Below are 21,817 nucleotides of genomic sequence, written 5' to 3'. Positions count from 1 at the left end.
CATCCTCGGGGCACCGTGACCACCTCCCTTGATCTGTTCGCCATCCAGCCGCGCGTCACGCTCGACGACTATGCCTCGCAGGAGACGTTCGCCTCGCACCACCGGGCGCTCGCTGCACGGGCGGACGCGCTGCGTCCCCGGGACGCCTCGGGCCGGCCGTTGAACCCCGCGCTCGCTGTCTGGCCGGAGATGGTGGGCGCGGCGCTGGGACTGATGGGGCACCTGCCGCGCGTGCGCCGCCGCAAGACGACGAACGGGGCCCTGACGCGCGTGGCGCTCGCGGAGTGGCTCGGCATGTTCCGCACGTGGAGCGCCTTCCATCCACCGACGATGGAGGAGTGCCTCTACGCCACGGTGGCGCCCCGCGTGCACCGCGCCATGTACGAGACCTTCTCCGGCATCGCGCGCGACTTCGGCCTGTGGGTGGTGGCCGGAAGCGCGCTGCTGCCCACGAACCGCCTGGGCCCGGACACCCCCGAGTACGCGCCCGCGGGCGCGCGCACCTTCAACACCAGCTACACGTTCTCACCGGATGGGCACTGCGTGGCCGTCACGCGCAAGGTGAACCTGGTGCCCACGCAGGAGGACGTGCTGCACCTGAGCCCGGGACGTCCGGAGGACCTGCCCGTGCTGGACACGCCGTTCGGGAAGCTGGGGACGCTCGTCTGCTACGACGGCTTCCGCGAACCCCACACGTCCGGCGAACCCTATTTCGTGCCGTGCGCGCAGTACCTGGACGCGCTGGGCGTGGAGGTGCTCGCGCAGCCCTCCGCCAACGCCTGGAGCTGGGACGCGCCCTGGGCCTTCAACGCGCCCGGTGAGACGCAGCTGCGCAGCGAGCAGTGGTTCAACGAGGGCCTCTTCACGCAGCTGCGCACCCTGAAGCGCGTGCGCTACGCGGTGAACCCGCAGCTGACCGGCGGCTTCTTCGACAACACCTTCGAAGCGCCCTCGCTCATCCTGGAGCGCCGGGGGCCGGACGACGTGCACGTGCTCGCCCGGTCCGCGGATCCACGCGGCGAGGACGTGCTCCACGTCACTGTTCCCCGGTAGGCGCCGCGGGAACGAGCCGCGCGTCATCCTCCAGGACGAACTCGAGCGTGGGGCCGCGCTCCTCCGGCTTCCATCCCAGGTCCCGCGCCATCACGATGACCCGCGCCACCAGGTCGGGGCCCACGTCGCGAGTCACGAGTCCGGTCATGTCGCCGTCGTCGGCGTGGAGCCACGGATCATCGTGGCGGACACGGACGTGCAACGCCTGCCGGGTGGACTCGGCCCACACGACCGTGAGCAGCCGCCAGCCCGTTCCCTCCGATGGGTCCCGCCGCCCCCGAAGGCTCCAGCGGTACGAGACACCGTTCACCGTCAGGAGCCGGGCCACGAGCGCCCTACTCGCCCAGCTTCTTCTTGAGCAGCTCGTTGACGAGGCCGGGGTTGCCCTTGCCCTTCATGGCCTTCATCACCTGGCCCACGAAGAAGCCGTACACGCTCTTCTTGCCGGCCTTGTACTTCTCCACCTCGCCCGCGTTCTTCGCGAGGATGTCGTCCACCACCGCCTCCACGGCGCCCACGTCGCTGACCTGCGCGAGGCCCTTCTCCGCGATGATGTCCGCGGGCGGGCGGCCCGTGCGGAACATCTCCCCGAGCACGTCCTTCGCCGCGTTCGCGGACACCGTGCCCTTCTCCACCGTGGCCAGCAGCTCGCCCAGCTGCGCCGGGGTGAAGCGCAGCGCGGAGATGGGCGTGCCCTCCTCCTTGAGCAGGCGGCTCAGCTCACCCAGGAACCAGTTGGAGAGCTTCTTCGCGTCGGAGACGTGCTTCGCGCAGGCCTCGAAGAAGTCCGCCAGCGGGCGCTCGGCGGTGAGGATGCGCGCGTCGTAGGCCGGCAGCCCGTACTCGCCCATGAAGCGCGTGCGCTTGGCGCGCGGCAGCTCCGGCAGTGACTGCCGCTGCGAGTCCCGCAGCGCGTCCGACACGAGGAGCGGCGGCAGGTCCGGCTCCGGGAAGTAGCGGTAGTCGTGCGCGTCCTCCTTGGAGCGCATGGACCGGGTGATGCCCTTGTTCACGTCCCAGAGGCGCGTCTCCTGGTCCACCTTGCCGCCGGACTCGAGGACGTCCACCTGCCGCGCGGCCTCGTACTCGATGGCCTGCTTGAGGAAGCGGAACGAGTTGAGGTTCTTCAGCTCACACCGCTGCCCGTACGTGGTGGAGCCCTTGGGCATCACCGACACGTTGGCGTCGCAGCGGAAGCTGCCCTCCTCCAGGTTGCCGTCGTTGACGCCCAGGTACACCAGCACGTCGCGCAGCACCTTGAGGTACTCCACCGCCTCGTCGGCATCGCGCAGGTCCGGCTCACTGACGATCTCCATCAGCGGCACGCCCGCGCGGTTCAGGTCCACCAGGCTCTGCCCCGCGGACGCGGCCGCGTCGTGCACGCTCTTGCCCGCGTCCTCCTCCAGGTGGATGCGCCGCACGCGCACCGTCTTTTCCCCGGAGGGCGTGTCGATGACCAGCTCGCCCCACTCGCAGATGGGCTGATCATACTGGGTGATTTGATAGCCCTTGGGCAGGTCCGGATAGAAGTAGTTCTTCCGGCTCCACACGCTCGTGGGCTTCACCGCGCACCCGAGCGCCAGGCCCGTGCGCACCGCGTACTCCACCACGCGCTGGTTGAGCACCGGCAGCACGCCGGGCATGCCCAGGCACACCGGGCAGGTGTGGTGGTTTGGCTCGGCGCCGAACGCGGTGGAGCAGCCGCAGAAGATTTTCGACTGCGTGAGCAGCTGCGCGTGGACCTCGAGGCCGATGACCGTCTGGAAGTCGCTCAGGGGCATGGCGGTGTCACCCTTGTGTCGCGCCCGCTAGACGGGGGCGTCGCGGCGGAAGAAGTCGTGCTCGCGCTCGAACGCGCGGGCGATGCGGAGCAGGCGGGCCTCGTCGAAGGGGCGCCCCAGCAGCTGCATGCCGATGGGCAGCCCCGCCTGCGTGAAGCCGCACGGCACGGACAGGCCGGGCAGGCCCGCCAGGTTGCACGGCAGCGTGTAGACGTCCATCAGGTACATGGACAGCGGGTCGTCCACCTTCGCGCCCAGCTTGAACGCCGGCACCGGCGACGTGGGCGACACGATGGCGTCCACCTGCTGGAACACCTTCGTGAAGTCCTCGCGGATGAGCGTGCGGACCTTCTGCGCGCGCAGGTAGTACGCGTCGTAGTAGCCGGCGGACAGCGCGTAGGTGCCCAGCATGATGCGGCGCTTCACCTCCGCGCCGAAGCCCTGCCCACGCGTCTGCGTGTACAGCTCCTTGAGCCCGCGCGCGTCCTTCGCCCGCTGCCCGTAGCGGATGCCGTCGTAGCGGGCCAGGTTGCTGGACGCTTCCGAAGAGGCCAGCAGGTAGTACGTCGCCAGCGCGTACTTCGTGTGAGGCAGCGACACGTCCACCAGCGTCGCGCCCAGCTTCTCCAGCTCCTCCAGCGACGCGCGCAGCGTGCCCGCCACCTCCGGGTCCATGCCCTCCGCAAAGTACTCGCGAGGCACGCCCAGCTTGAGGCCACGCACCCCGTCCTCCAGCCCCGTGAGGCAGTCCGGCGTCTCCACGTCCGCGGAGGTGGAGTCCAGCGGATCATGCCGCGCGATGAGCTGGAAGAGCGCCGCGGTGTCCCCCACCGTGCGCGCCATGGGGCCCGGCTGATCCAACGACGAGGCGAAGGCGATGACGCCGTAGCGAGACACCCGTCCATACGTGGGCTTGAGCCCCACGGTGTTGGTGAGCGCCGCGGGCTGGCGGATGGAGCCGCCCGTGTCGGTGCCCAGCGCGCCGAACACCTCGCGCGCCGCCACCGCCGCCGCCGAGCCACCGGACGAACCGCCCGGCGTGCGCGTCAGGTCCCACGGGTTGTGGGTGGGGAAGTACGCGCTCGACTCGTTGGACGAGCCCATGGCGAACTCGTCCATGTTCAGCTTGCCCACGAGCGGCAGGCCCGCCTCTTTCAGCAGGCGCACCACGGTGGCGTCGTAGGGCGGGACGAAGCCCTCCAGGACGCGCGAGGCGCAGGTGGTCTCCACCCCTTGCGTGAGGAAGATGTCCTTGAGGCCCACGGGCACGCCGTCCAGCGCGCTCAGCGGGCTGCCCGCCTTGCGGCGCGCGTCACTGGCCTCGGCGGACTTCAGCGCCCCGGGCTCGTCCACGCGCAGGAAGGCGCGCACCTTCGGGTCCACCTGGGCGATGCGCTGGAGGCTCGCCTGGGTGGCCTCCACGGAGGACACCTCGCGCGAAGCCAGCTTCGCCGCCAGCTCCAGCATCGACAGGTCGGTGAGCGACGACATGGCGGGCTACTCCAGGATCTTCGGGACCGCGAAGGCAGTGCCCACCTTCGCCGGAGCGTTGGCGAGCCCTGCTTCCGGGGGCAGTGACGGACGCAGCACGTCCTCGCGCAACAGCGAGGACGCGAGCGTCGCGTGGGAGGTGGGCTCCACCTGGCTCACGTCGAGCGCTTCCAGCTCCGCCACCGCGTCCAGGACCGCGGACAGCTGGGTGGCGTAGCGCTCCTCCTCTTGCGGCGTCAGCGACAGCCGCGCCAGGGTGGCCACGTGCCGGACCTGCTCGAGCGTGAGGGCCATGGGGAAGCCTCCTCCTTCTGACCTGCGGTGCTACGGGGACGGCGGCGTGCGCTTGAACAGGTTGAGGACGGCGTTCATCACCTTGCCGCTGCCCTCGTGGCCGTGCTGCTTGATGACCTGCTCCAGCTCGCCCGCGTCCAGCCAGACACCGTGGCAGTTGAAGCAGCTCTCCAGCTCCACGTCGCCCTGCTTCAGCGTCTGCAGGTCCATGCCGCACTTGGGACACTTCATGTAGTGCAGCTGCTTGAGCGACTCGCGCTGCTGGGCGGCCATCTCCTTGGACTGCTCAAGGGCCAGCTTGCGCTTGGCTTCAATCTCCTCGCGCGCGAAGTAGTCGTCTTCGTTGTGGGAGGGCTTGTCGGGGCTCAGGTCGGACATGGTCTCGGGTTCTCCTTGGCGGCAGGCACCATACCCTCTCGCCACGGGGACGCGCCCGAAATGTAGGCCTTGTTCCGCCTCCTCGGAGCCCCCTTGGACGCCTGCCGGAAAATTGACCCCGCCCCCTCCCTCCCTATTCTCGCCGGGCGGATTGCTACAGCTCGCTACGCGGCTGGAATCGGGCAGAGGGAACAGGGGTCCATGACAGCGGCAAAGAAGGGTGGCCGGGCGGAGAAGGCGGTGCTCTCCCGGCAGGAGATCGCGACGCGCCGCAAGGCGCTCAACAACAAGAAGATGAAGGCCCCGGGCGCGGCGAGCCCCGCCAAGCGGGCGCTCATCGGCGTCTTCATCCTGGCCGCCTCGTTGCTGGCCTTGCTGGCGGTCGCCACGTTCGACGCGCATGACCGGGTGGGGCCTGGCTTCCACAACGCGGTGGGCCCCATGGGCCACCTCATCGCGGAGACCCTGCGCGGCGCGCTGGGCGTGTGCGCCTACCTCATCCCCGCGGGTGGCATCTACACCGCCGTGGTGCTCTTCGTGGGCAACCGCGAGCGGCGCCGCATGCCGCAGATCATCTCCCTGGCGCTGCTCACCTGCAGCGTGTCCGTGCTCGCGCAGCTCATGTTCGCCAAGGACAAGGGCTGGGCCCACCCGCCCGGCGGCGCGCTGGGCGCGAGCCTGGGCGGCCTGATGGAGGGGATGTTCTCCACCGTCGGCACCATCATCCTCGTCACCGCCATCAGCGCGGCGGCGCTCATCGTGGGCACCCAGTACACGTTCTTCAAGCTGTGCTCGCTGGTGTGGGCCGGCCTCACCGTCCTGGGCCGCCGCATCTCCGAGAACGCGCACGTCTTCTGGGAGCAGCAGAAGGTCAACTACGCGGCCCGCCAGGAGCGGCTCGCGCAGGAGAAGGAAGAGGAAGCCGCGTTCCTCGCGGAGCTGGAGGCCGAGGAGGAGGAGCTGTCCGAGGCCGAGCGCATTGCCGCCGAGGCCGAGGCCGCCGAGGCGGAGTCCCTGGCGGAAGAAGCCGTGCGCCTGGCCCGGCAGAACGAGAAGGAGCAGATCGCCAACGCGAAGAAGGCGCTCAAGGACCAGAAGGAGCGCGAGAAGCTGGAGAAGAAGCTCGCCCGCGAGGAGCCGTCCGAGGACGAAGAGAACGACGACGCCTCCGACGAGCAGCCCTCGCTGCCGCCCGAGCGCGCCGAGCGCCGCTCCCCGGGCGCCGACCCCGCCTGGGCCGCGTCCTTCCTCGCGCCCCAGCCGCAGCTGCCCGCCAACGCGGACGCGGGCGAGCCGCCCCGCCGCGCGCGCAAGACGCCGCAGATCGTCACCCCGCCCTCCGCACCGTCCACGCCGCCGGTGCCCGCCACGTCGCTCACGCCTCCGGCCGCCGAGCCCGCCGCGAAGCCCGTGGTCGCGGAGAAGCCGGCCGCCGCCGCGCCGGGCAACGCCCTCATCCCCGCGCCGCCCTCCGCGCTGGCGCGCATGCCGCTCATCGTGGAGCCCAAGGCGCCGCCCAAGCCCACCGCCGTGAAGCGGCCTCAGGACCAGTTCGAGTTCGTGGGTGACCGCAAGAGCTTCTCTCTGCCGCCGCTGGACGTGCTGGAGGCGGACAAGAAGGAGCGCTCCGCGCTGGACAAGGACGCGTTCCTCGTCACGGCGGAGAAGCTGCGCGCGAAGCTGGCGGACTTCGGCATCGTGGGCGAGGTCGTGGAGATCCGCCCCGGACCCGTCGTCACCATGTACGAGTTCCTGCCCGGGCCCGGCATCAAGGTCAGCAAGATCGCCGCGCTCCAGGACGACCTGGCCATGGCCATGGAGGCCATGCGCGTGCGCATCGTCGCCCCCATCCCCGGCAAGGGCGTGGTCGGCATTGAAGTCCCCAACCGCGACCGCGAGACGGTGTTCCTCAAGGAGATCGCGGAACAGGACACGTTCCAGAAGAGCAGCAGCAAGCTCACCATGTGCGTGGGCAAGGACATCGAAGGCATGCCGTACGTCTTCGACCTGGTGAAGGCCCCCCACCTGCTCATCGCGGGTACCACCGGCTCCGGCAAGTCCGTGGCGGTGAACTCCATGATCATGAGCATCCTCCTCAAGGCCACGCCCGAGGAGGTCCGCTTCATCATGGTGGACCCGAAGATGCTGGAGCTCTCCGTCTACGAGGGCATCCCGCACCTGCTGCTCCCCGTCGTCACCGACCCCAAGAAGGCCGCGCTCGCGCTGCGCTGGGCGGTGGAGGAGATGGAGCGCCGCTACCAGCTGCTGTCCGAGGCGGGCGTGCGCAACATCGCCGGCTTCAACAAGCTGGTGGAGACACAGGCGTCGGAGGAGAAGCCCGCCCCTGCCCCCGCCGCGAAGAAGAAGACCAAGCCCAAGAAGATGTTCGTCGTGGACGTGGAGGGCAGCACCGTGCCCGCCCCCGCTTCCGCCAGCGACGGTCTGGGCGTGGCCATGCCGCGCGAAGACGACGAGGACCTGCGTGAGGCCATCGTCTCCGAGCCCGCCCCCACCCTGGAGGCCGACGGCGAGGAGGACGCGGAGTTCGAGGAGGACGGTGAGGAGTCCACTCCGGCGGAGGCCGCCTCCCCGGAGAAGAAGGAGCTCAAGAAGCTGCCCTACATCGTGGTCATCATCGACGAGCTCGCGGACCTGATGATGGTCGCCAGCCGCGAGGTGGAGACCTACGTGGCGCGCCTCGCGCAGATGGCGCGCGCGGCCGGCATCCACCTGATGGTCGCGACCCAGCGTCCGTCCACGGACGTCGTCACGGGCATCATCAAGGCCAACTTCCCCACGCGCATCAGCTTCATGCTGCGCTCGAAGCCGGACTCGATGACGATTCTGGGCACGGTGGGCGCGGAGGCCCTCTTGGGCATGGGCGACATGCTCATCATGCCGCCCACGAGCGCCCACCTGCAGCGCGTGCACGGCGCCTACGTCTCCGAGCAGGAAATCAAGAAGGCGGTGGACCACCTCAAGGCCCAGGGCAAGCCCGTCTTCGACGAGTCCATCCTCAAGCCGCGCGATGACGAGAGCGAGGGCGGCGGTGGCGAGGAGGACGAGCTGTCCGACGAGCTCTACGACCAGGCGCTCGCGGCGGTCAGCGAGATGCGCTCCGTCTCCATCTCCATGCTCCAGCGCAAGATGCGCATCGGCTACAACCGCGCGGCGCGCATGATTGAGCGCATGGAGCGCGACGGCGTGGTGGGCCCCGCGGACGGCGCCAAGCCCCGCGAGGTGCTGCTGCGCGGCCTGGGCGACATGCCCGGCGCCGGGGCGATGTAGCCCGGGGAACGGACCTCCGTCCCCCAGCGGTTTTCCCCTCGGGGGCGCCACGGAAAGCTTCCGGGCGCCCCCGCTCTACTTTCTCCGGACGGCCGAATGATCGTCGCCATCTCCCGCTTCCGCGCGTCCCCCGAAGAGGCCGACGGCTGGGTCCAACGGCTCCAGGAGCGCTCGCGGCGCGTGGACGGCCACACGGGCTTCCTGGGCCTGGAGGTGCTGCGGTCGTTCGAGCGCTCGCCTGAAATCCTGCTCGTCACGCGGTGGAAGGACCGGGACGCCATGCGGGCCTACTTCCAGTCCGAGGACTTCCAGCGAGCCAAGGGGGCCAGCGCGTCCCAGGAGGACGCCACCTTCACGATGTACGAGGTCGTGGCCACCTGAGCAGTTCCCAATCGCCCCCGGGTCGTCTAAGGGCGGGGCACCATGGCTGAACGTCTTGCCCTATTCGTCACCGCCGCACGCGGCACCGAGGACCTGCTCGCCGAGGAGCTGAAGGAGCTTGGCGCGAAGCGCATCCGCCAGGACCGCGGCGGCGTGCGCTTCATGGCCTCGCTCGACGAGGCCCTCAACGTCTGCCTCTGGTCCCGCATCGGCATGCGCGTGCTCTATCCACTGGGCGAGTTCGAAGCGAAGGGTGCCCAGGGGCTCTACGACGCCGTCGCCAGCGTCCCGTGGGAGGAGCACCTCACCACGAACGTGACGTTCGCGGTGGACGCGAACCTGAAGGACACCGAGCACGCGCACTCAGGCTTCGTGGCCCTGAAGGTGAAGGACGCCATCGTGGACCGCCTGCGCGACAAGCTGGGCTCGCGGCCGGACGTGGACACGCGCAACCCGGACGTGTCCGTGGTGGCGCACCTGGTGAAGGAGAAGCTGTCCCTCTCCCTGGACCTGTGCGGTGACCCGCTGCACCGGCGCGGCTACCGCGTGCGCCCCACCCCCGCGCCCCTGAAGGAGAACCTGGCCGCGGCCCTGCTGCGCGCGGCGGGCTACACCGGCACGGAGGCGCTGGTGGACCCCATGTGCGGCTCGGGCACCATCGTCATCGAAGGAGCGCTCATCGCGCGCAAGCGGGCCCCGGGCATCAACCGGGGCTTCGCGGTGGAGCGCTGGCCGCACCTGGGCACGCGCGCGAAGGAGCTGCTCGCGGACCTGCGCGCGGACGCGCGACGCAACGAGCGCAAGGTGGAGGTCCCCATCCTCGGCTTCGACAAGAGCGACGAGGCCCTGGAGGCCGCGGACCGCAACGTGAAGGCCGCGCGACTGGGCGAGGAAATCCAGCTCGCGGAGGGCGACGCGACGAAGCTCCCGCCCCTGCCCGAAGGCGGCGGGCTCGTCCTCACCAACCCGCCCTATGGCGACCGGCTCGGCTCCGGCGGCCAGAAGGGCATGAAGACCTTCTACTTCAAGCTGGGCGACTCGCTGCGCGCGCTGCCGGGCTGGCGTGTCTGGGTGCTGTCCGGCAACCCCGCCTTCGAGAGCGCCTTCCACTCGCGCCCCATGGCCCGCCGCGACGTGTGGAACGGCCCCATCCCCTGCACGCTGCTGGGCTACCGCGCCCCGTCGCTGCCCCCCGGCTCAAAGCCGGTGTTCAGTGCGGCGGGCGAGTCGCAGGAGGTTGCTCCGGTGCGTCCAGAGCATCAGGACGAATAGCCCCGCGGTGAGCAGCACGTACTCGCGGGAGGGCGCGGTGAGGAACGCGGTGGCGATGGCGACCACCGCCGCGGACAGCGAGCCCACGGAGCTCACGCGCCACCGGGCCACCACCAGCCCGTAGATGATGGCCCCCGCGAGCGCCGCCTTGGGCACCAGCACCACCAGCACGCCCAGCGCGCTGGCCACGCCCTTGCCGCCCTGGAGCTTGAGCCACACCGGGTACACGTGCCCCAGCACCGCGGCCAGCCCCACCAGCGCGTGCGCTCGCGCGTCCCCGGGCAGGTAGTGCACGGCCAGCGCCACGGGCAGCACGGCCTTGAGCGCGTCCAGCAGCAGCACCACCGCGCCCAGCTTCTTGCCGGCGACGCGCGTGACGTTGGTGGCGCCGATGTTGCCGCTGCCGCTGGCGCGCACGTCCACCCCACGAAACCACCGCGTCAGCAGCACGCCGAAGGGGATGGAGCCGCAGAGGTAGCCCAGCAGGAGGAAGGCGGAGAGCACGGAAGAGGACAGGGTCCCGCCCTTCAGGACAGCAGGTGCGGGAAACGGGTGTGCACCACGACGTAGGCGTAATTGAACAGCAACACCAGCGGGAACGCGATGCGCACCCACCGCCACTCGCGCTCCTCCAGCTCCACCTCCGGGATGGGCAGCGCGAAGAGGAAGTGCAGCACCGTCGCCACCGCGGCCAGCGCGAACAGCAGCGCGCACACGGTGCCCAGGGGGTTGGCCTCCCACGCCCCCGGGATGTTGAAGTGCGCGACGCGGTCCGCCACGCGGGTGAGCCCACAGCCCAGGCAGGGCCAGCCCGTGTGCTCGCGCAGCACACAGCCCCAGAACGGGATGATGCGGGCCACGGGGACGTAGCGCCCCACGAGCAGCCCCCCGAGCCCGACGAGCCCGAGCCATTCGAATGTGCCCAACCGGCGGTTGGGAGCGGGGATGGTGACCTTCATGCGCACCTCGCGCCGAGTGTGCGGGACAAGTCGCGAGGATGGAAGGGGTGCCTTGCCGGGCCCCGGAAACCTGGGCTAAGCGAACGGGCATGCACATGCTCCGCACCGCCCTCGTGTTGCTGGTCGCCGCGCCCCTCGTGGCCCTCGCGGCGGACAAGACGCCCAAGCCCGCCGCCAAGGCCGCGGAAGCGTCCAAGGCCGAAGCCGCGGCGAGCGACTGCCACCACCCCGCCGAGGCGAAGGCGCCCGAGGCCGCGAAGGCCGCCGACACCGGTTGGACGCTCACCCGCGGCGAGCCCCTCAAGGGCGAGAAGACGGTGAAGCTGGCGGAGCTGCTCGCGAAGCCCCAGGCCCACGACGGCAAGGTCGTGCGCGTGGAGGGCCAGGTGCGCAAGGCGTGTGAGAAGAAGGGCTGCTGGATGGAGCTGGCCCAGGACGCCAAGAGCCCCGGCGTGCGCGTGACGTTCAAGGACTACGGCTTCTTCGTCCCGCTGGACTCCGCGGGTTCGCAGGCGCGCGTGGAGGGCGTGGTGAAGGTCGCGGAGCTGAGCGACGCCCACGCGAAGCACTACGAGGCCGAGGGCGCAATCGTCCCCCGCGGCACCGACGGCAAGCCCCGCGAGATTCAGCTCGTGGCCTCGGGCGTCGAGCTGCGCCGCTAGCCGCGATGGGAGGCCGCAGTTTCAGCATGAGGGGCGTGCAGGGCGCGGCCGACCGGGCCGTGCAGCACGCCCGCGCGTGGCTCCTGGAGACGGAGCCCGGGTCGCGCGTGCACGACGTGCAGTTGGACCCGCGCTTCCAGCACCGGGGCGTGGACCTGCTCTGGGAGCTGCCCTCCGGAGAGGTGCGCGGCATCGAAGTGAAGGGCGACCGCCAGGCCACCCGCCGCCGCTACTTCTTCGAGCTCATCTCCAACCTGGAGAAGGACACGCCGGGCTGCTTCCTCTACAGCGGCGCGGACCTGATGCTGTACGTGTTCCTCACGCAGGGGGAGCTGCACGCCCTGCCCCTGCCCCGGGTGCGCGAGTGGTTCCTCCCCCGCGCCCGCGAGTACGCCCTCAAGCACGCCTTCACCCAGACGGGCGCCATCCGCTACACCACCGTGGGCGCGGTCGTGCCCGTGCGGGACGTGGCGGAAGGAGTGCCCGGCGTCACCACCGTGAAGCTCAAGCGCGCGGCGCCAGAGAAGCCTGACGTAAAGCCCGGCACGCCGGACGCGGAAGGCGCGACGCCCGCCGCGGCCAGCGAACCCGCGGCGCCCGAGGCCCCGGAAGCCCGGAGCCCCCGGCGCACGGGGACCTGAAGCCCAGCCGATTAGCGGCGGCGCTGCGGCTGCGCGTGCTGGTGACGGTGCGCCCGGTGGCCCGGGTGCATCTTGTCGTGCAGGGCCTCCAGCCGCTCCTGCGTGCCCATCAGCTCCAGGAGCGCGGACCGGTCGTTCTGCTGCTTGAAGACGTGCTCCAGGCGGGGCACCAGGTCCAGCGCCAGGTGGATGTCGTTGGCCTTCTCCGCCTCCGCCAGCAGGCCGCGGCCCTCGACGGACGCGTCAATCCACGCCTGCAGGTGGATGAGGCCGTCCACCGCCAGCAGGCGCGAGATGGGCGCGCGAGCCATGTCGTGGATGAGGTTCTTGAGGTCCTGGATGGCGGGCTCGCGCTCGCCCTTCGCGGCGCGCACCACCGCCTGGGAGATGCCGCGCCGGTCGGGCAGCAGGAACTCCTCCACGTCGGCGAACGCCGAGGCGTCGTCCAGGTGCCCCTGCGCGGCCAGCGACTCCGCCAGGCTGTCGAACAGCTCCGCGTCCTTCTCCGAGAAGGGCGCCAGCGCCTCCTGGAGGAACGGCTGGGGCAGCGCGCCCTTGTCATCCACCGTCAGCTTCGAGCGCAGGGCCTTCACGTGCTCGAAGGAGGAGGCCACCGGGGCCTCCTTCGCGCCGTTGAGCTTGTGCACGAGCACCTGCATCAGCGTCGCCAGCCCCTGCGTGAAGTCCTGCGGGGACACGCGGTCCGGCATCCACCGGCGCCACAGCTCCACGGCCGCGGCCACGACGTAGTCCTTGAAGGGGCCGGTGCCCTTCCACTTCGCCGCCCACTGCTGGGCGATGCCGAGCGGATAGGCGGACTCCGCCAGCTTGCGGTAGTCCTCTTCACCCACCGGGATGCCGTAGTGCCCCAGCGTGCTCAGCAGGGCCTCCGTCGAGTAGTCCTTGAGGCCCGTCTTCTGCCACGACTTTTCCACCCGCTGCGTGCTCACCAGATGCTCTCCGAGGCCATGCGAGTGCCGGCCATCGGCCCCGCTGCCCATCTTCTAGCGAAAGCGGAGCCCGGCGAATACGGCCTTTGCGGGCCCCGTCAGGCGGCGGACGGCTGGGGCGGCGGGCGGCCCGGCACGATGGGCCACACCGTGGGCTGGCGCCGCCCGTCCTCCACCCGGCGGGCCATGTACGGCTCGCACCCGCGCTCCTTGAAGGCCCTCTTCCACGCGGCGAAGCTGCCCCCCGCGCGCCAGGCGTCCATGGCCGCGAGCCCCGCCTCCGGACCGCACTGGGCCAGCATGTACTCCACCCAGGCCCAGCGCGCGGACGTGGGCCGCACCTCCGCCCGCCCCCGCAGGCCCTTGCGCAGCCGCTCCAGCTTGTTCTCCACCTCGCGCAGCCCCGCGAAGGGCGCCCCGTCCAGCGGCGTGTTGCGCTTGGCCACGAAGGGCGCGACCCCCAGCGCCACCGGCAGGATGCGCGACAGCTCCGTGGTGAAGCGGATCAGCTCGTCGATGTCCGCGTCCTCTTCATGGGGCAGGCCCACCACGTTGTAGACCTTGAGCTGCTTCATGCCCGCCGTGCGCGCGAACCGCGCGGCGCGGACAATCTGTTCCTCGGAGTGCTTGCGGTCCACCAGGTCCCGCATCTTCTGGGACGCCCCGTCCGCGGCCACAGTGAGGCTCATCGCCCCACCCCGCCGGAGCTGATCCACCAACTCCTGCGTGAGCCGGTCCGCTCTCAGGGAGGACACGCCCACCTCACGCCCGGAGTCCACGATGGTGCGCAGGAGCTCCACGATGCGCGGGTGGTCCGTCACCGCCGCGCCCACCAGCCCCACGCGCTTCGCATGTTCCGGGATGAGGGACAGGATGCGCTCTGGAGGCACCGTGCGCATGCCGCCATTCGTGGTGCGGCGCATGACGCAGTAGTGGCAGCCACGGGAACAGCCCCGCTCCGGCTCGATGAGGAACATCGACCGGAGCTCCGTGTGGGGCGTGATGATCTGCGTGCGCGCTGGCAGCCGGGCGTCCGTCGCCTTCGCCACGTGGTAGCGCGTCCCACCCCGCCCGGGCACCCGGAAGCCGGGGACCTTCGCCAGGTGATCCAGCAGCGCCTCGCGCTCCATGGAGGCGGCGGCCTCCAGCAGCACGTGGATCAAGTCCTCCGCCTCCCCCTGGACGAGCACGTCCACGAAGGGCTCCAGCGGATCCGGGTTGGAGAACGTCAGCGGGCCGCCCGCCACCACCAGCGGATGTCTGGCATCCCGTTCCGATGAAAGAACCGGCAAACCAGACAAATCCAACATCGTGAACAACCCTGAAAGCTCCAATTCATAGGCGACTGAAAAGGCAAGCATTTCAAAGCTAGACACGGGTGCCTGGGATTCCCAGGTAAACAATGGCGTCCGTGTTCTCTTGTATGTCTCGACATCATCGGGAAGGAAGACACGCTCGGCGGTCGCGCCCGCGTGCTCATGCACCTCCCGGTAGATGGCCTGGTAGCCCAGCGAGCTCATGCCCACGTGGTAGGGGCTCGGGTAGCAGAGCGCGACCCGGTAGGGCGCCTCCTTGCGGAGCGTCCCTGCTTCGTCCGCCAGCAGTGAGCAGACGTGCTCGATGAGTTCGTAACGGCCCTCCATGGTCCTCCCAACAGTGGATTCCAGACACCTAACAACAGCGCGGCCCCGGACCGCCACTCCCGCGTGGGGGAGGGGCTGCCGGGGCCGCGTTGGCCTTCAGGGTCGGTCAGTGCCGACTACTTGAACGACGGGATGCTCTCCGACGGGACGCAGCGGCCCTCGACGCAGTCCGGATCCTCGTCCGGGTCGCAGAAGTAGCCCAGCAGGAAGCGGTCCGGGACCTGCTCGCACTGCAGCGCGAAGTCCGGGTTGATACCCGAGCCCGAGCCGCAGTTGGCGAAGCCCTCGTCCGGATCCGACTGGTCCGCGCGAGGATCGCACGGGGTCGCCGGCCACACCGCACGCATGACGTACGTGGAGGTGCAGCCATTCCGCACGAACGTCACTTCACCCGACATCTGGGTGCCGGGAGAGCTGGGCGACGAGTACACCTTCACGTTCTTCAGCGTGTAGGAGATGTTCGACGTCACACCGGCCTGCGTGGGGTTCACGGTGGCGGTGTTGAACTCCGGCGCGAGGCAGAAGTCGTCCGTCGTGTCCGCGCTCAGGCCACCGGTGACCTGGAGGCTGTCGAACGTGTTGTTCGCGTCCGACGATCCCAGCCGGGCCATGTACTGCGGCCGAACCACGAGGATGTTGCTCCCCGTCTTCGGGTCCGCGAACTTCCACACGCCCAGGTTGTCACCCACTTCGAGCGCCTCGGCCGCGGTGCAGGCAGTGCCATCCGCACGGGTCGGGCCGCTCACGACGTCATACTTCGCCCACCAGTTCGCGAAGCTCGCGTCCTGGACGATGCACCCGGGACTCGGCTGCTCGACATCGCAGGCGGTCAGGCTGCCCGCGGCCGTCAGCATCACCAGCGTTGAAAGAATGCTCTTGCGCATTTTGCTGATCTTCCTCACGTGGTCGGGTGGTTAGAACGTGTACCGAACACCGAAGCGGATCTGCCGCGGCGCCTGGTAACGGTCCGGGTTCTTGTAGTTCTGGTTCACGTCTTCGTAGGCCAGCTTGCCACCCGCCGCCGCCGGCACGTTGCCCGCGCTGTCAGCAGTGGGCAGGTCCGCCACGGAGCCCGGCGTGTTGGTCTTCGCGTCGTACACCGGGAGCACCTGCTCGAAGGTGTAGGACTCGTCGACGCTCTCCACGCCCTGGAAGTTGAAGAGGTTGAACACGTCCAGGGTGAAGGACACCACGCTGTCCTTGCTCACGCGGTAGTTCACGCCCACGTTGGAGTCGATGCTGTTGATCCACGGGGAGCGACCGCCGCTGCCGCGCGGCAGGATGAACGTCCCATCCTGGCCGTAGCCCGGGTACGCGCCGAGGTAGCTGATGGGCGTACCGGAGTTGCCACGGTAGGACAGACCGATGCTCGCCGACAGCGCGTTGGAGATGTTGAACTCCTTGGCGCCGAACACCTTGATGGCGTGCGTGCGGTCGAAGGGCAGCAGACCCGTGCGGTTGTTCAGGAGGGCCACCAGGTCGAAGTCCGCGAGGATGTTCGGGTCGAGCTGGTTGTTCTCCGGGCGGAACAGACCGGGGTAGTTGCCGTACAGGCGGGACCACGTGTAGCTCGCCTGCGCCAGCCAGCCTTCCGTGAACGTGCGGTTCAGGTAGACGGTGACCGCGTCGTAGTCACGCACGGGCGTCGGGAACTCCTTGGCGAAGCCGCTGCCAGGGTTACCGAGGAAGTACGTGTTGCCGTCATCGCGGCTCATGTCCTCGATGACCTTGCCCATGTTGCGGTGCGTGTACGTCGCGCCCATGCGGGTGTTCGCCAGGAGCTCGTACTCACCGCCGACCACGACTTCGTCGGAAGACTGGGGCTGGATGTCCGGATCGACCGGCTCGCTCTGCACCAGACCACCGCTGAAGTACTGGTTGGAGTTCAGCGTGGCCTCGGCGCGGGGCACGATGTACTGGCGATCCGAGCAGTTGCCGCGCTGGCCTTCCAGCGTGGACGGGTCGCAGCCCGGAACATCCGACCCCGGCTCCGTCAGGTAGCGACGCGCGCTGAAGCGACGCTCACCCGGGAAGGCGCGGTCCATCATGTTGAGCGGAACCTGCTCGTAGTAGCGAGCGAAGTTCACGAACAGCTTCGCGCGGCCGTTGGCGAACGGATCCACCACGGCGCCGATGCGGGGCGACCACTGGTTGGCCAGCTTCAGCGCCAGGTTGCCGTCGCCGCCGTACATGTTCTGCACGTCGTAGCGCACGCCGAGGTTCAGCGTGACGCGGTTGGCGATGGACCAGCTGTCCTGGAGGAAGCCACCGATGGTGGTGCCGCTCGTGGACGACTGCTGCAGGGTCTCGAACACCGGGGTGTCCGGGGCCGTCTGGTAGCCGTAGCGACGGTTGTCCGACCAGATGCGGCGGGTCACGCCGTTGAGCTGCACATCGCTCGCGGCACCAGCCTCCTGGAGGAACACGCTACCGGAGTAGGCCTTCTTCTGATCGAAGGTCAGGAACTCCGTGTCCACGCCCGCCTTGAACACGTGCGTGCCCAGGGCGTTCAGCAGGTACGTGGCCTTGGCGTTGATCTGGTAGCGATCCAGCGTCGCCTCGGACATGAAGCCGGGGCCGCCCACGTAGTAGTTCGTCGCCGGGCAACGAACGGCCTGCTCGGCCGCCGTCGTGCCGCAGTACTCCGCGGCGTTGGGGACGTTCTCGAACGTGGTGATCGGGCGACGACGCGTGTACATGGCCAGCGAGTAGCCCGCCAGGCCGTCCGTCGAGCCGATGGCGCTGCCGTCCGCAGGAGGCGTACCAGCGGTCTGGTGGAACCAACCGAGGTTGGCGTCGACCAGGACCTTCTTGTCCATGAAGGCGCCGGCGTACTTGAGAGCGAGCGCCGTGGTGTTGGCGCGGTTCTCAGTCTGGCCGATGTCCTCAGGGCGCGAGTTCTGCGCCGCCGGCAGACCACCCGAGCGGGGGCTGATCTGCAGCTTGCCCAGACCACCCGACACGGTCGGGGTGCCGTTCAGGGCGAACGACACGTTGTGGTCCTGGTTGATGAGGTACGTCAGCTTGCCCATGAACTGGATCGTGCGGGAGTCCGCGAAGTACGTCCGCTCGGAACCCGGGATCTGCTGGACGACGCTGAAGCCGTTCGCATCCTTCGCCACCGCGCCGTCGTCATCCAGCGTGAAGGCGTTGAGCGCACGGGTGTGCTCGTAGCGCTGGAACGACGGAGCGAAGCCGGCGAAGAACCAGAGCTTGTCCTTGAGGATCGGACCACCGAGGGTGGCGCCGAAGTCGCCCAGGTTGCTCAAGGCGTTCAGGCCGGTGATCGTGGTGCCGTCCTCAATGACCAGCTTGCGGTTGCCTTCCGCGAAGCCCGGCGTCCAGTTGGCGAACACGGAGCCGTGGAACTCGTTGGAACCGGACCGGGTCACCGCGTTGATCACACCGCCCGTGGAGCGACCGAACTCCGGCATGTAACCGCCGGTGATGATGTTCACGTCCTGCACGAACTCGATGCTCAGCGGGCTGGCGTTCACGCCGAAGGCCGGGTCGTTCGTGGACAGACCGTCCACCACGTAGCCGTTCTCAGGCGAGGTCGTGCCGTTGATGGACACGCCGTACTGATCGGACTGGGCGCCCGGGGCGAGCTCGGCCAGGGACTCGAACGAGCGCGTCGCGCCGCCCTTGCCGACCGGACGGGCCACCGCGATGCGCTTGATGAACTCCTGATCAACGTTGACGCCCTGGTTCGTCGAACCGACGTCGATCGTCGGCGGGGCGCCAACGATGGTCTCCGTCGACGAGAAGCTCTCAGGGAGCAGCTCCACGTTCACGCGGATGGTACGGTTGAGCAGCAGCTGGATTTCAGGGCGGGCGAAAGGCTTGAACGACTCCTTTTCGAACCGCAACGTATACGTGCCCGGCGGGAGCTGGGGAATACGGTAGTTACCCTGTGCGTCAGTAACCACGGTCTGCTCGCCCTGCAGGTTGGGCGAGGTGGCGGTCACAACGACATCTGCAGCCGGCTTCTTGTCTTCAGTGTTGATGACAGTGCCGATGATGACGCTGGACTGCGCGAAAGCTGCGGATCCGTACAACAGACCCGCAGCAAGGACGACTCCGGTTTCCCGAAGTACTTGTTTCACTTGCATACCTAACCCCTCCAAGGTGGGCTGCAACCGAAAATGACTTGGGAAAATATCCGAGGTCAAGCAGTTGTCAATAGACCGTTGCTTTTTGGTGACCAGTGGGGCATTGGCCGATCACGATTGCGGCGCCAGACACGGTTGCTTGAACCCGGAACCCTTTTCTGTATGGTGGCCGCCCTTCAATCCGGGCATGGCGGGGACGGGTAGTCCACTGGTGAAGAGGAGTTACGTGCATGTTCGATTCAGTCCTTGACCGCGGCCAAGGACCCAGGTCGCGCTTCGGCGTGGGTGCTGGCGTTTCCACGCTGCTCCACGTTGGCCTGCTGGGTCTTGTGGCCTATCTCTCCACGCGTCCGCCTCCCGTGGAGGAGAAGGAGGTCGAGGTCACGCTGAAGGCCACGATGGCTCCGCCGCCTCCGCCGCCTCCGCCGCCTCCCCCGGCGTCGAAGCCGAAGACGGAGAAGAAGGTCACGCCCAAGAAGCCCAAGGACGTGATCGTGCAGCCGAAGGAGATCCCTCAGCAGAAGCCGCAGGAGACGGAGACCCCGCCCGAGCCTGACGAGCCCGAGGCGAGTGAGTCCGAGGTCGAGGGTGGCGTGGAGGGTGGCGTCGCGGGCGGTGTGGTGGGTGGCGTGGTGGGTGGCGTGATCGGCGGCGTGGTGGGCGGTCAGCTGGGTGGAACGGGCACGGACGTGCTGGCGTTCGGCCAGGGCATGACGCGTCCCGAGAAGATCGCGGGTCCGGAGGTGTCCTATACGCGTGAGGCCCTCGAGGCGCGCGTGCAGGGTCTGATGATCGTGAAGTGCGTGATCACGACCGAGGGAAAGGTCGAGCGCTGCCGCACGATCAAGCCGCTCCCTCACATGGAGCAGGCCGTGATGGACGTGCTCACCGCCTCACGCTACAAGCCGGTCACGTTCCAGGGCAGGCCGGTCGAAGTGCAGTACACGTTCAACTTCAACCTGAAGCTGCCGCGCTGATCAAAAGCAGGCAGCCCCGCTTGAGCAGTCCGCCGAACATCACCTCGCGCTCGTGAGGAGGAGCGCTCCACAGCCATGCAATTTACCCTGCTTGATATCTGGCACCACACGGGCCTCTTCGCCCGCATGATCATCTTCACCCTCGCCATCATGTCGGTGGCGTCGCTGGTCGTCATGGCGGAGCGGGTCATCGTCTTCCGCAAGACCCGCTCGGACAGCCGCAACTTCGCCGCCAAGATGGGCGCGATCCTCGCGAAGGGCGACCTGACCACCGCGGCGAACACCAACCTGGGCAAGGACGTGGGCCACCTGGGCCGCGTGATCAACTCCGGCCTGACGGCGTACCGGATCACCCCTGGGAACAAGGACCTGGCGGTGGAGTCCGTGGCCCGCGCGCTGGAGCGCCAGGCGCAGCGCGAGGTGCAGAGCCTCAAGCGCGGCCTGGGCCTGCTGGCCACGGTCGGTTCCACGGCGCCGTTCGTCGGTCTGCTGGGCACCACGATGGGTATCGTGAACGCCTTCCAGCTGATGGCGGCGGCGGGCTCCGGCGGTCTGGCGACGATCTCCGCCGGTATCTCCGAGGCGCTCATCACCACGGCGTTCGGTCTGCTCGTGGCGATCCCCGCGGTCATGGCCTACAACTTCCTGCAGGGCTGGGTGGATGCCCGCTCCGTGGACATCTCCGAGTCCTCCAACGAGTTCCTGGACGTGGTGGCTCGGCACGTGGGCGGCGGTTCGTCGCACGCGGCCTAGTCGTAGCCCCACCCTGGGACGTCCCCACCCATGAGGGCGGTCCGGCTGAGAAGCCGCGCTGCCCCGGGGTGGGCGTTCCTTCCCGGAAACAGGTGCACGCATGGGAATGTCAGCAGGCCCCAAAGGGGGCATCAAGAGCGAGATCAACGTCACGCCGCTGGTGGACGTGGTGCTGGTGCTCCTCATCATCTTCATGGTCGTGACGCCCATGCTCCAGCGCGGCAAGTCCGTGGAGCTGCCCAAGGCCACGGAGATTGAAAAAGAAGGCAAGACGGACGCCGATCCGCTGATCCTCTCCATCACCCCGGACAAGAAGATGTTCGTGGAGAACGATGAGGTCGACGAGAAGGGTCTCCAGGAGAAGATCGCCGCGGAGCTGGTGAAGGATCCAGGCAAGAAGATCCTCCTGAAGGGCGACAACGCCCTGAACGTGGGCGACGTGCGCAAGGTGCTGGACACCGCCCGCAAGGCGAAGGCGAAGCAGATCGCCCTGGGTGTGGAGGAGAAGAAGTAATGTCCCGAGGACACAAGCAGCGTCAGTGGGTCAAGCCCGCGTCCGCGCCGAACTCGGAGATCAACGTCACGCCCCTGGTGGACGTGGTGCTGGTGCTCCTCATCATCTTCATGGTGGTGACGCCCCTCCTGGAGAAGGACATCCTCGTCCGCGTCCCGGAGACGGAGGTGGAGGAGAACCAGCCGCCGCCGGAGCCCGATGATCAGCAGATCGTCGTGCAGGTGGACAAGAGCGGCGCCTACTCCATCAACACGGAGCAGATCCCCGCTTCGGACTACATCGCCCGCCTCAAGCGGATGCTGAACGCCAAGAAGCCGGACGAGAAGGTCGTCTTCTTCATGGCGGACGACGCGGCGAACTACGGCAAGCTGGTGGTGGCGCTGGATGGCGCCCGTGCCGCGGGAGCGAAGATCCTGGGCATGGCCACCGAGCTTCCCCAGAACGCGGTCATCCAGGGCACGCTGAACTCGCCGGACGGTGCACCGCCCGCGCCCCCTGCCCCGCCGACTCCCTGATCCACTTCTTCCGTCAGGGCTGACGCGCGGACACGCCGTCACCGATTCCATCCGAAGCCCGCTGGCGTTCCGACGCCAGCGGGCTTCTTCTTTTCAGGCCCCCATGTCCCTGCTTGGGACCCGACGTCTGCCGCGTGGGATGGCCGCGGCGGG

At 68.8% G+C, this 21,817-nt stretch carries 21 protein-coding genes; 10 read left to right on the top strand and 11 right to left on the bottom strand.

What is annotated here, in order from left to right; all coding sequences use genetic code 11:
* The first annotated feature begins 15 nt into the window (after window positions 1–15).
* Window positions 16–1,053: a carbon-nitrogen hydrolase family protein gene (locus D7X99_RS27015; protein ID WP_121780302.1), complete on the top strand. Its 1,038-nt coding sequence runs from the start codon at window positions 16–18 to the stop codon at window positions 1,051–1,053.
* Here D7X99_RS27015 and D7X99_RS27010 read toward each other — a convergent pair.
* From D7X99_RS27010 to D7X99_RS26990, 5 genes are read right to left on the bottom strand one after another with little or no spacing between them, the layout of a single operon-like run.
* Entirely contained in the window at window positions 1,037–1,381 is a 345-nt protein-coding gene (locus tag D7X99_RS27010; protein WP_121780301.1) for a hypothetical protein, read from the bottom strand. The two genes, D7X99_RS27015 and D7X99_RS27010, sit on opposite strands and share 17 nt — an antisense overlap.
* A 7-nt stretch (window positions 1,382–1,388) precedes the next feature.
* Window positions 1,389–2,834: an Asp-tRNA(Asn)/Glu-tRNA(Gln) amidotransferase subunit GatB gene (gene gatB / locus D7X99_RS27005; protein WP_121780300.1), complete on the bottom strand. Its 1,446-nt coding sequence runs from the start codon at window positions 2,832–2,834 to the stop codon at window positions 1,389–1,391.
* A 27-nt stretch (window positions 2,835–2,861) separates the two neighbouring features.
* The gene (gene gatA / locus D7X99_RS27000) at window positions 2,862–4,325 is read right to left on the bottom strand and encodes an Asp-tRNA(Asn)/Glu-tRNA(Gln) amidotransferase subunit GatA (RefSeq protein WP_121780299.1); all 1,464 of its coding nucleotides are present in this window, start codon (window positions 4,323–4,325) and stop codon (window positions 2,862–2,864) included.
* A 6-nt stretch (window positions 4,326–4,331) separates the two neighbouring features.
* The gene (gatC, locus tag D7X99_RS26995) at window positions 4,332–4,619 is read right to left on the bottom strand and encodes an Asp-tRNA(Asn)/Glu-tRNA(Gln) amidotransferase subunit GatC (RefSeq protein ID WP_120523770.1); all 288 of its coding nucleotides are present in this window, start codon (window positions 4,617–4,619) and stop codon (window positions 4,332–4,334) included.
* A 30-nt stretch (window positions 4,620–4,649) separates the two neighbouring features.
* Window positions 4,650–4,997 carry a zf-TFIIB domain-containing protein gene (locus tag D7X99_RS26990; RefSeq protein ID WP_120580517.1) on the bottom strand — a complete coding sequence of 116 codons (348 nt, stop codon included), beginning with the start codon at window positions 4,995–4,997 and terminating at the stop codon, window positions 4,650–4,652.
* A 201-nt stretch (window positions 4,998–5,198) separates the two neighbouring features.
* On the opposite strand from D7X99_RS26990, the gene D7X99_RS26985 reads away from it, so the two are divergent.
* From D7X99_RS26985 to D7X99_RS26975, 3 genes are all read left to right on the top strand, one after another.
* Window positions 5,199–8,285 carry a DNA translocase FtsK 4TM domain-containing protein gene (locus D7X99_RS26985; RefSeq protein WP_169826794.1) on the top strand — a complete coding sequence of 1,029 codons (3,087 nt, stop codon included), beginning with the start codon at window positions 5,199–5,201 and terminating at the stop codon, window positions 8,283–8,285.
* Window positions 8,286–8,381: 96 nt separating this feature from the next.
* Complete coding sequence (locus D7X99_RS26980) at window positions 8,382–8,666, top strand: antibiotic biosynthesis monooxygenase (protein WP_121780298.1); 285 nt, start codon at window positions 8,382–8,384, stop codon at window positions 8,664–8,666.
* A 42-nt stretch (window positions 8,667–8,708) separates the two neighbouring features.
* Complete coding sequence (locus tag D7X99_RS26975) at window positions 8,709–9,938, top strand: class I SAM-dependent RNA methyltransferase (RefSeq protein WP_121780297.1); 1,230 nt, start codon at window positions 8,709–8,711, stop codon at window positions 9,936–9,938.
* Here D7X99_RS26975 and plsY read toward each other — a convergent pair.
* Together plsY and D7X99_RS26965 are read right to left on the bottom strand one after the other, a co-directional pair.
* On the bottom strand, window positions 9,864–10,442 hold the full coding sequence (gene plsY / locus D7X99_RS26970) for a glycerol-3-phosphate 1-O-acyltransferase PlsY (RefSeq protein ID WP_121780296.1): 579 nt from the start codon (window positions 10,440–10,442) through the stop codon (window positions 9,864–9,866). The genes D7X99_RS26975 and plsY overlap by 75 nt on opposite strands.
* A gap of 23 nt (window positions 10,443–10,465) precedes the next feature.
* Window positions 10,466–10,897 carry a DUF2752 domain-containing protein gene (locus D7X99_RS26965; RefSeq protein ID WP_121780295.1) on the bottom strand — a complete coding sequence of 144 codons (432 nt, stop codon included), beginning with the start codon at window positions 10,895–10,897 and terminating at the stop codon, window positions 10,466–10,468.
* Window positions 10,898–10,986: 89 nt separating this feature from the next.
* On the opposite strand from D7X99_RS26965, the gene D7X99_RS26960 reads away from it, so the two are divergent.
* Complete coding sequence (locus D7X99_RS26960; protein ID WP_169826793.1) at window positions 10,987–11,559, top strand: DUF4920 domain-containing protein; 573 nt, start codon at window positions 10,987–10,989, stop codon at window positions 11,557–11,559.
* A 26-nt stretch (window positions 11,560–11,585) separates the two neighbouring features.
* Window positions 11,586–12,200 (top strand): hypothetical protein, encoded by a 615-nt coding sequence (locus D7X99_RS26955; protein WP_233597393.1) that lies wholly within the window; start codon window positions 11,586–11,588, stop codon window positions 12,198–12,200.
* Between the two features lie 11 nt (window positions 12,201–12,211).
* Here the strand turns inward: D7X99_RS26955 and D7X99_RS26950 are convergent, their stop codons facing one another.
* From D7X99_RS26950 to D7X99_RS26935, 4 genes are all read right to left on the bottom strand, one after another.
* The gene (locus tag D7X99_RS26950) at window positions 12,212–13,150 is read right to left on the bottom strand and encodes a hypothetical protein (protein WP_169849393.1); all 939 of its coding nucleotides are present in this window, start codon (window positions 13,148–13,150) and stop codon (window positions 12,212–12,214) included.
* A gap of 98 nt (window positions 13,151–13,248) precedes the next feature.
* Window positions 13,249–14,793 (bottom strand): radical SAM protein, encoded by a 1,545-nt coding sequence (locus D7X99_RS26945; RefSeq protein ID WP_121780292.1) that lies wholly within the window; start codon window positions 14,791–14,793, stop codon window positions 13,249–13,251.
* Window positions 14,794–14,909: 116 nt separating this feature from the next.
* Window positions 14,910–15,677: a hypothetical protein gene (locus D7X99_RS26940; RefSeq protein WP_121780291.1), complete on the bottom strand. Its 768-nt coding sequence runs from the start codon at window positions 15,675–15,677 to the stop codon at window positions 14,910–14,912.
* A gap of 30 nt (window positions 15,678–15,707) precedes the next feature.
* Window positions 15,708–18,905 carry a TonB-dependent receptor gene (locus D7X99_RS26935; protein ID WP_121780290.1) on the bottom strand — a complete coding sequence of 1,066 codons (3,198 nt, stop codon included), beginning with the start codon at window positions 18,903–18,905 and terminating at the stop codon, window positions 15,708–15,710.
* A 230-nt stretch (window positions 18,906–19,135) separates the two neighbouring features.
* Here D7X99_RS26935 and D7X99_RS26930 point away from each other — a divergent pair, with 230 nt between their 5' ends.
* The 4 genes from D7X99_RS26930 to D7X99_RS26915 all read left to right on the top strand — a co-directional run bounded on the left by D7X99_RS26930 (window position 19,136) and on the right by D7X99_RS26915 (window position 21,664).
* Window positions 19,136–19,882: an energy transducer TonB gene (locus D7X99_RS26930; protein ID WP_121780289.1), complete on the top strand. Its 747-nt coding sequence runs from the start codon at window positions 19,136–19,138 to the stop codon at window positions 19,880–19,882.
* A gap of 75 nt (window positions 19,883–19,957) precedes the next feature.
* A complete protein-coding gene (locus D7X99_RS26925; protein WP_120575935.1) occupies window positions 19,958–20,635 on the top strand; it encodes a MotA/TolQ/ExbB proton channel family protein in 678 nt (225 codons plus the stop codon).
* A 100-nt stretch (window positions 20,636–20,735) separates the two neighbouring features.
* A complete protein-coding gene (locus D7X99_RS26920; RefSeq protein ID WP_014394198.1) occupies window positions 20,736–21,149 on the top strand; it encodes a biopolymer transporter ExbD in 414 nt (137 codons plus the stop codon).
* Window positions 21,149–21,664 (top strand): biopolymer transporter ExbD, encoded by a 516-nt coding sequence (locus D7X99_RS26915; protein ID WP_120575934.1) that lies wholly within the window; start codon window positions 21,149–21,151, stop codon window positions 21,662–21,664. The genes D7X99_RS26920 and D7X99_RS26915 overlap by 1 nt, the downstream gene beginning before the upstream one ends.
* Window positions 21,665–21,817 lie beyond the last annotated feature (153 nt).

Source organism: Corallococcus sp. AB032C (genome assembly GCF_003668935.1).
GTDB lineage: Bacteria > Myxococcota > Myxococcia > Myxococcales > Myxococcaceae > Corallococcus > Corallococcus exiguus.
The sequence above is the reverse complement of the archived record's forward strand: the minus strand, read 5'-3'. Positions and strand labels throughout refer to the sequence as shown.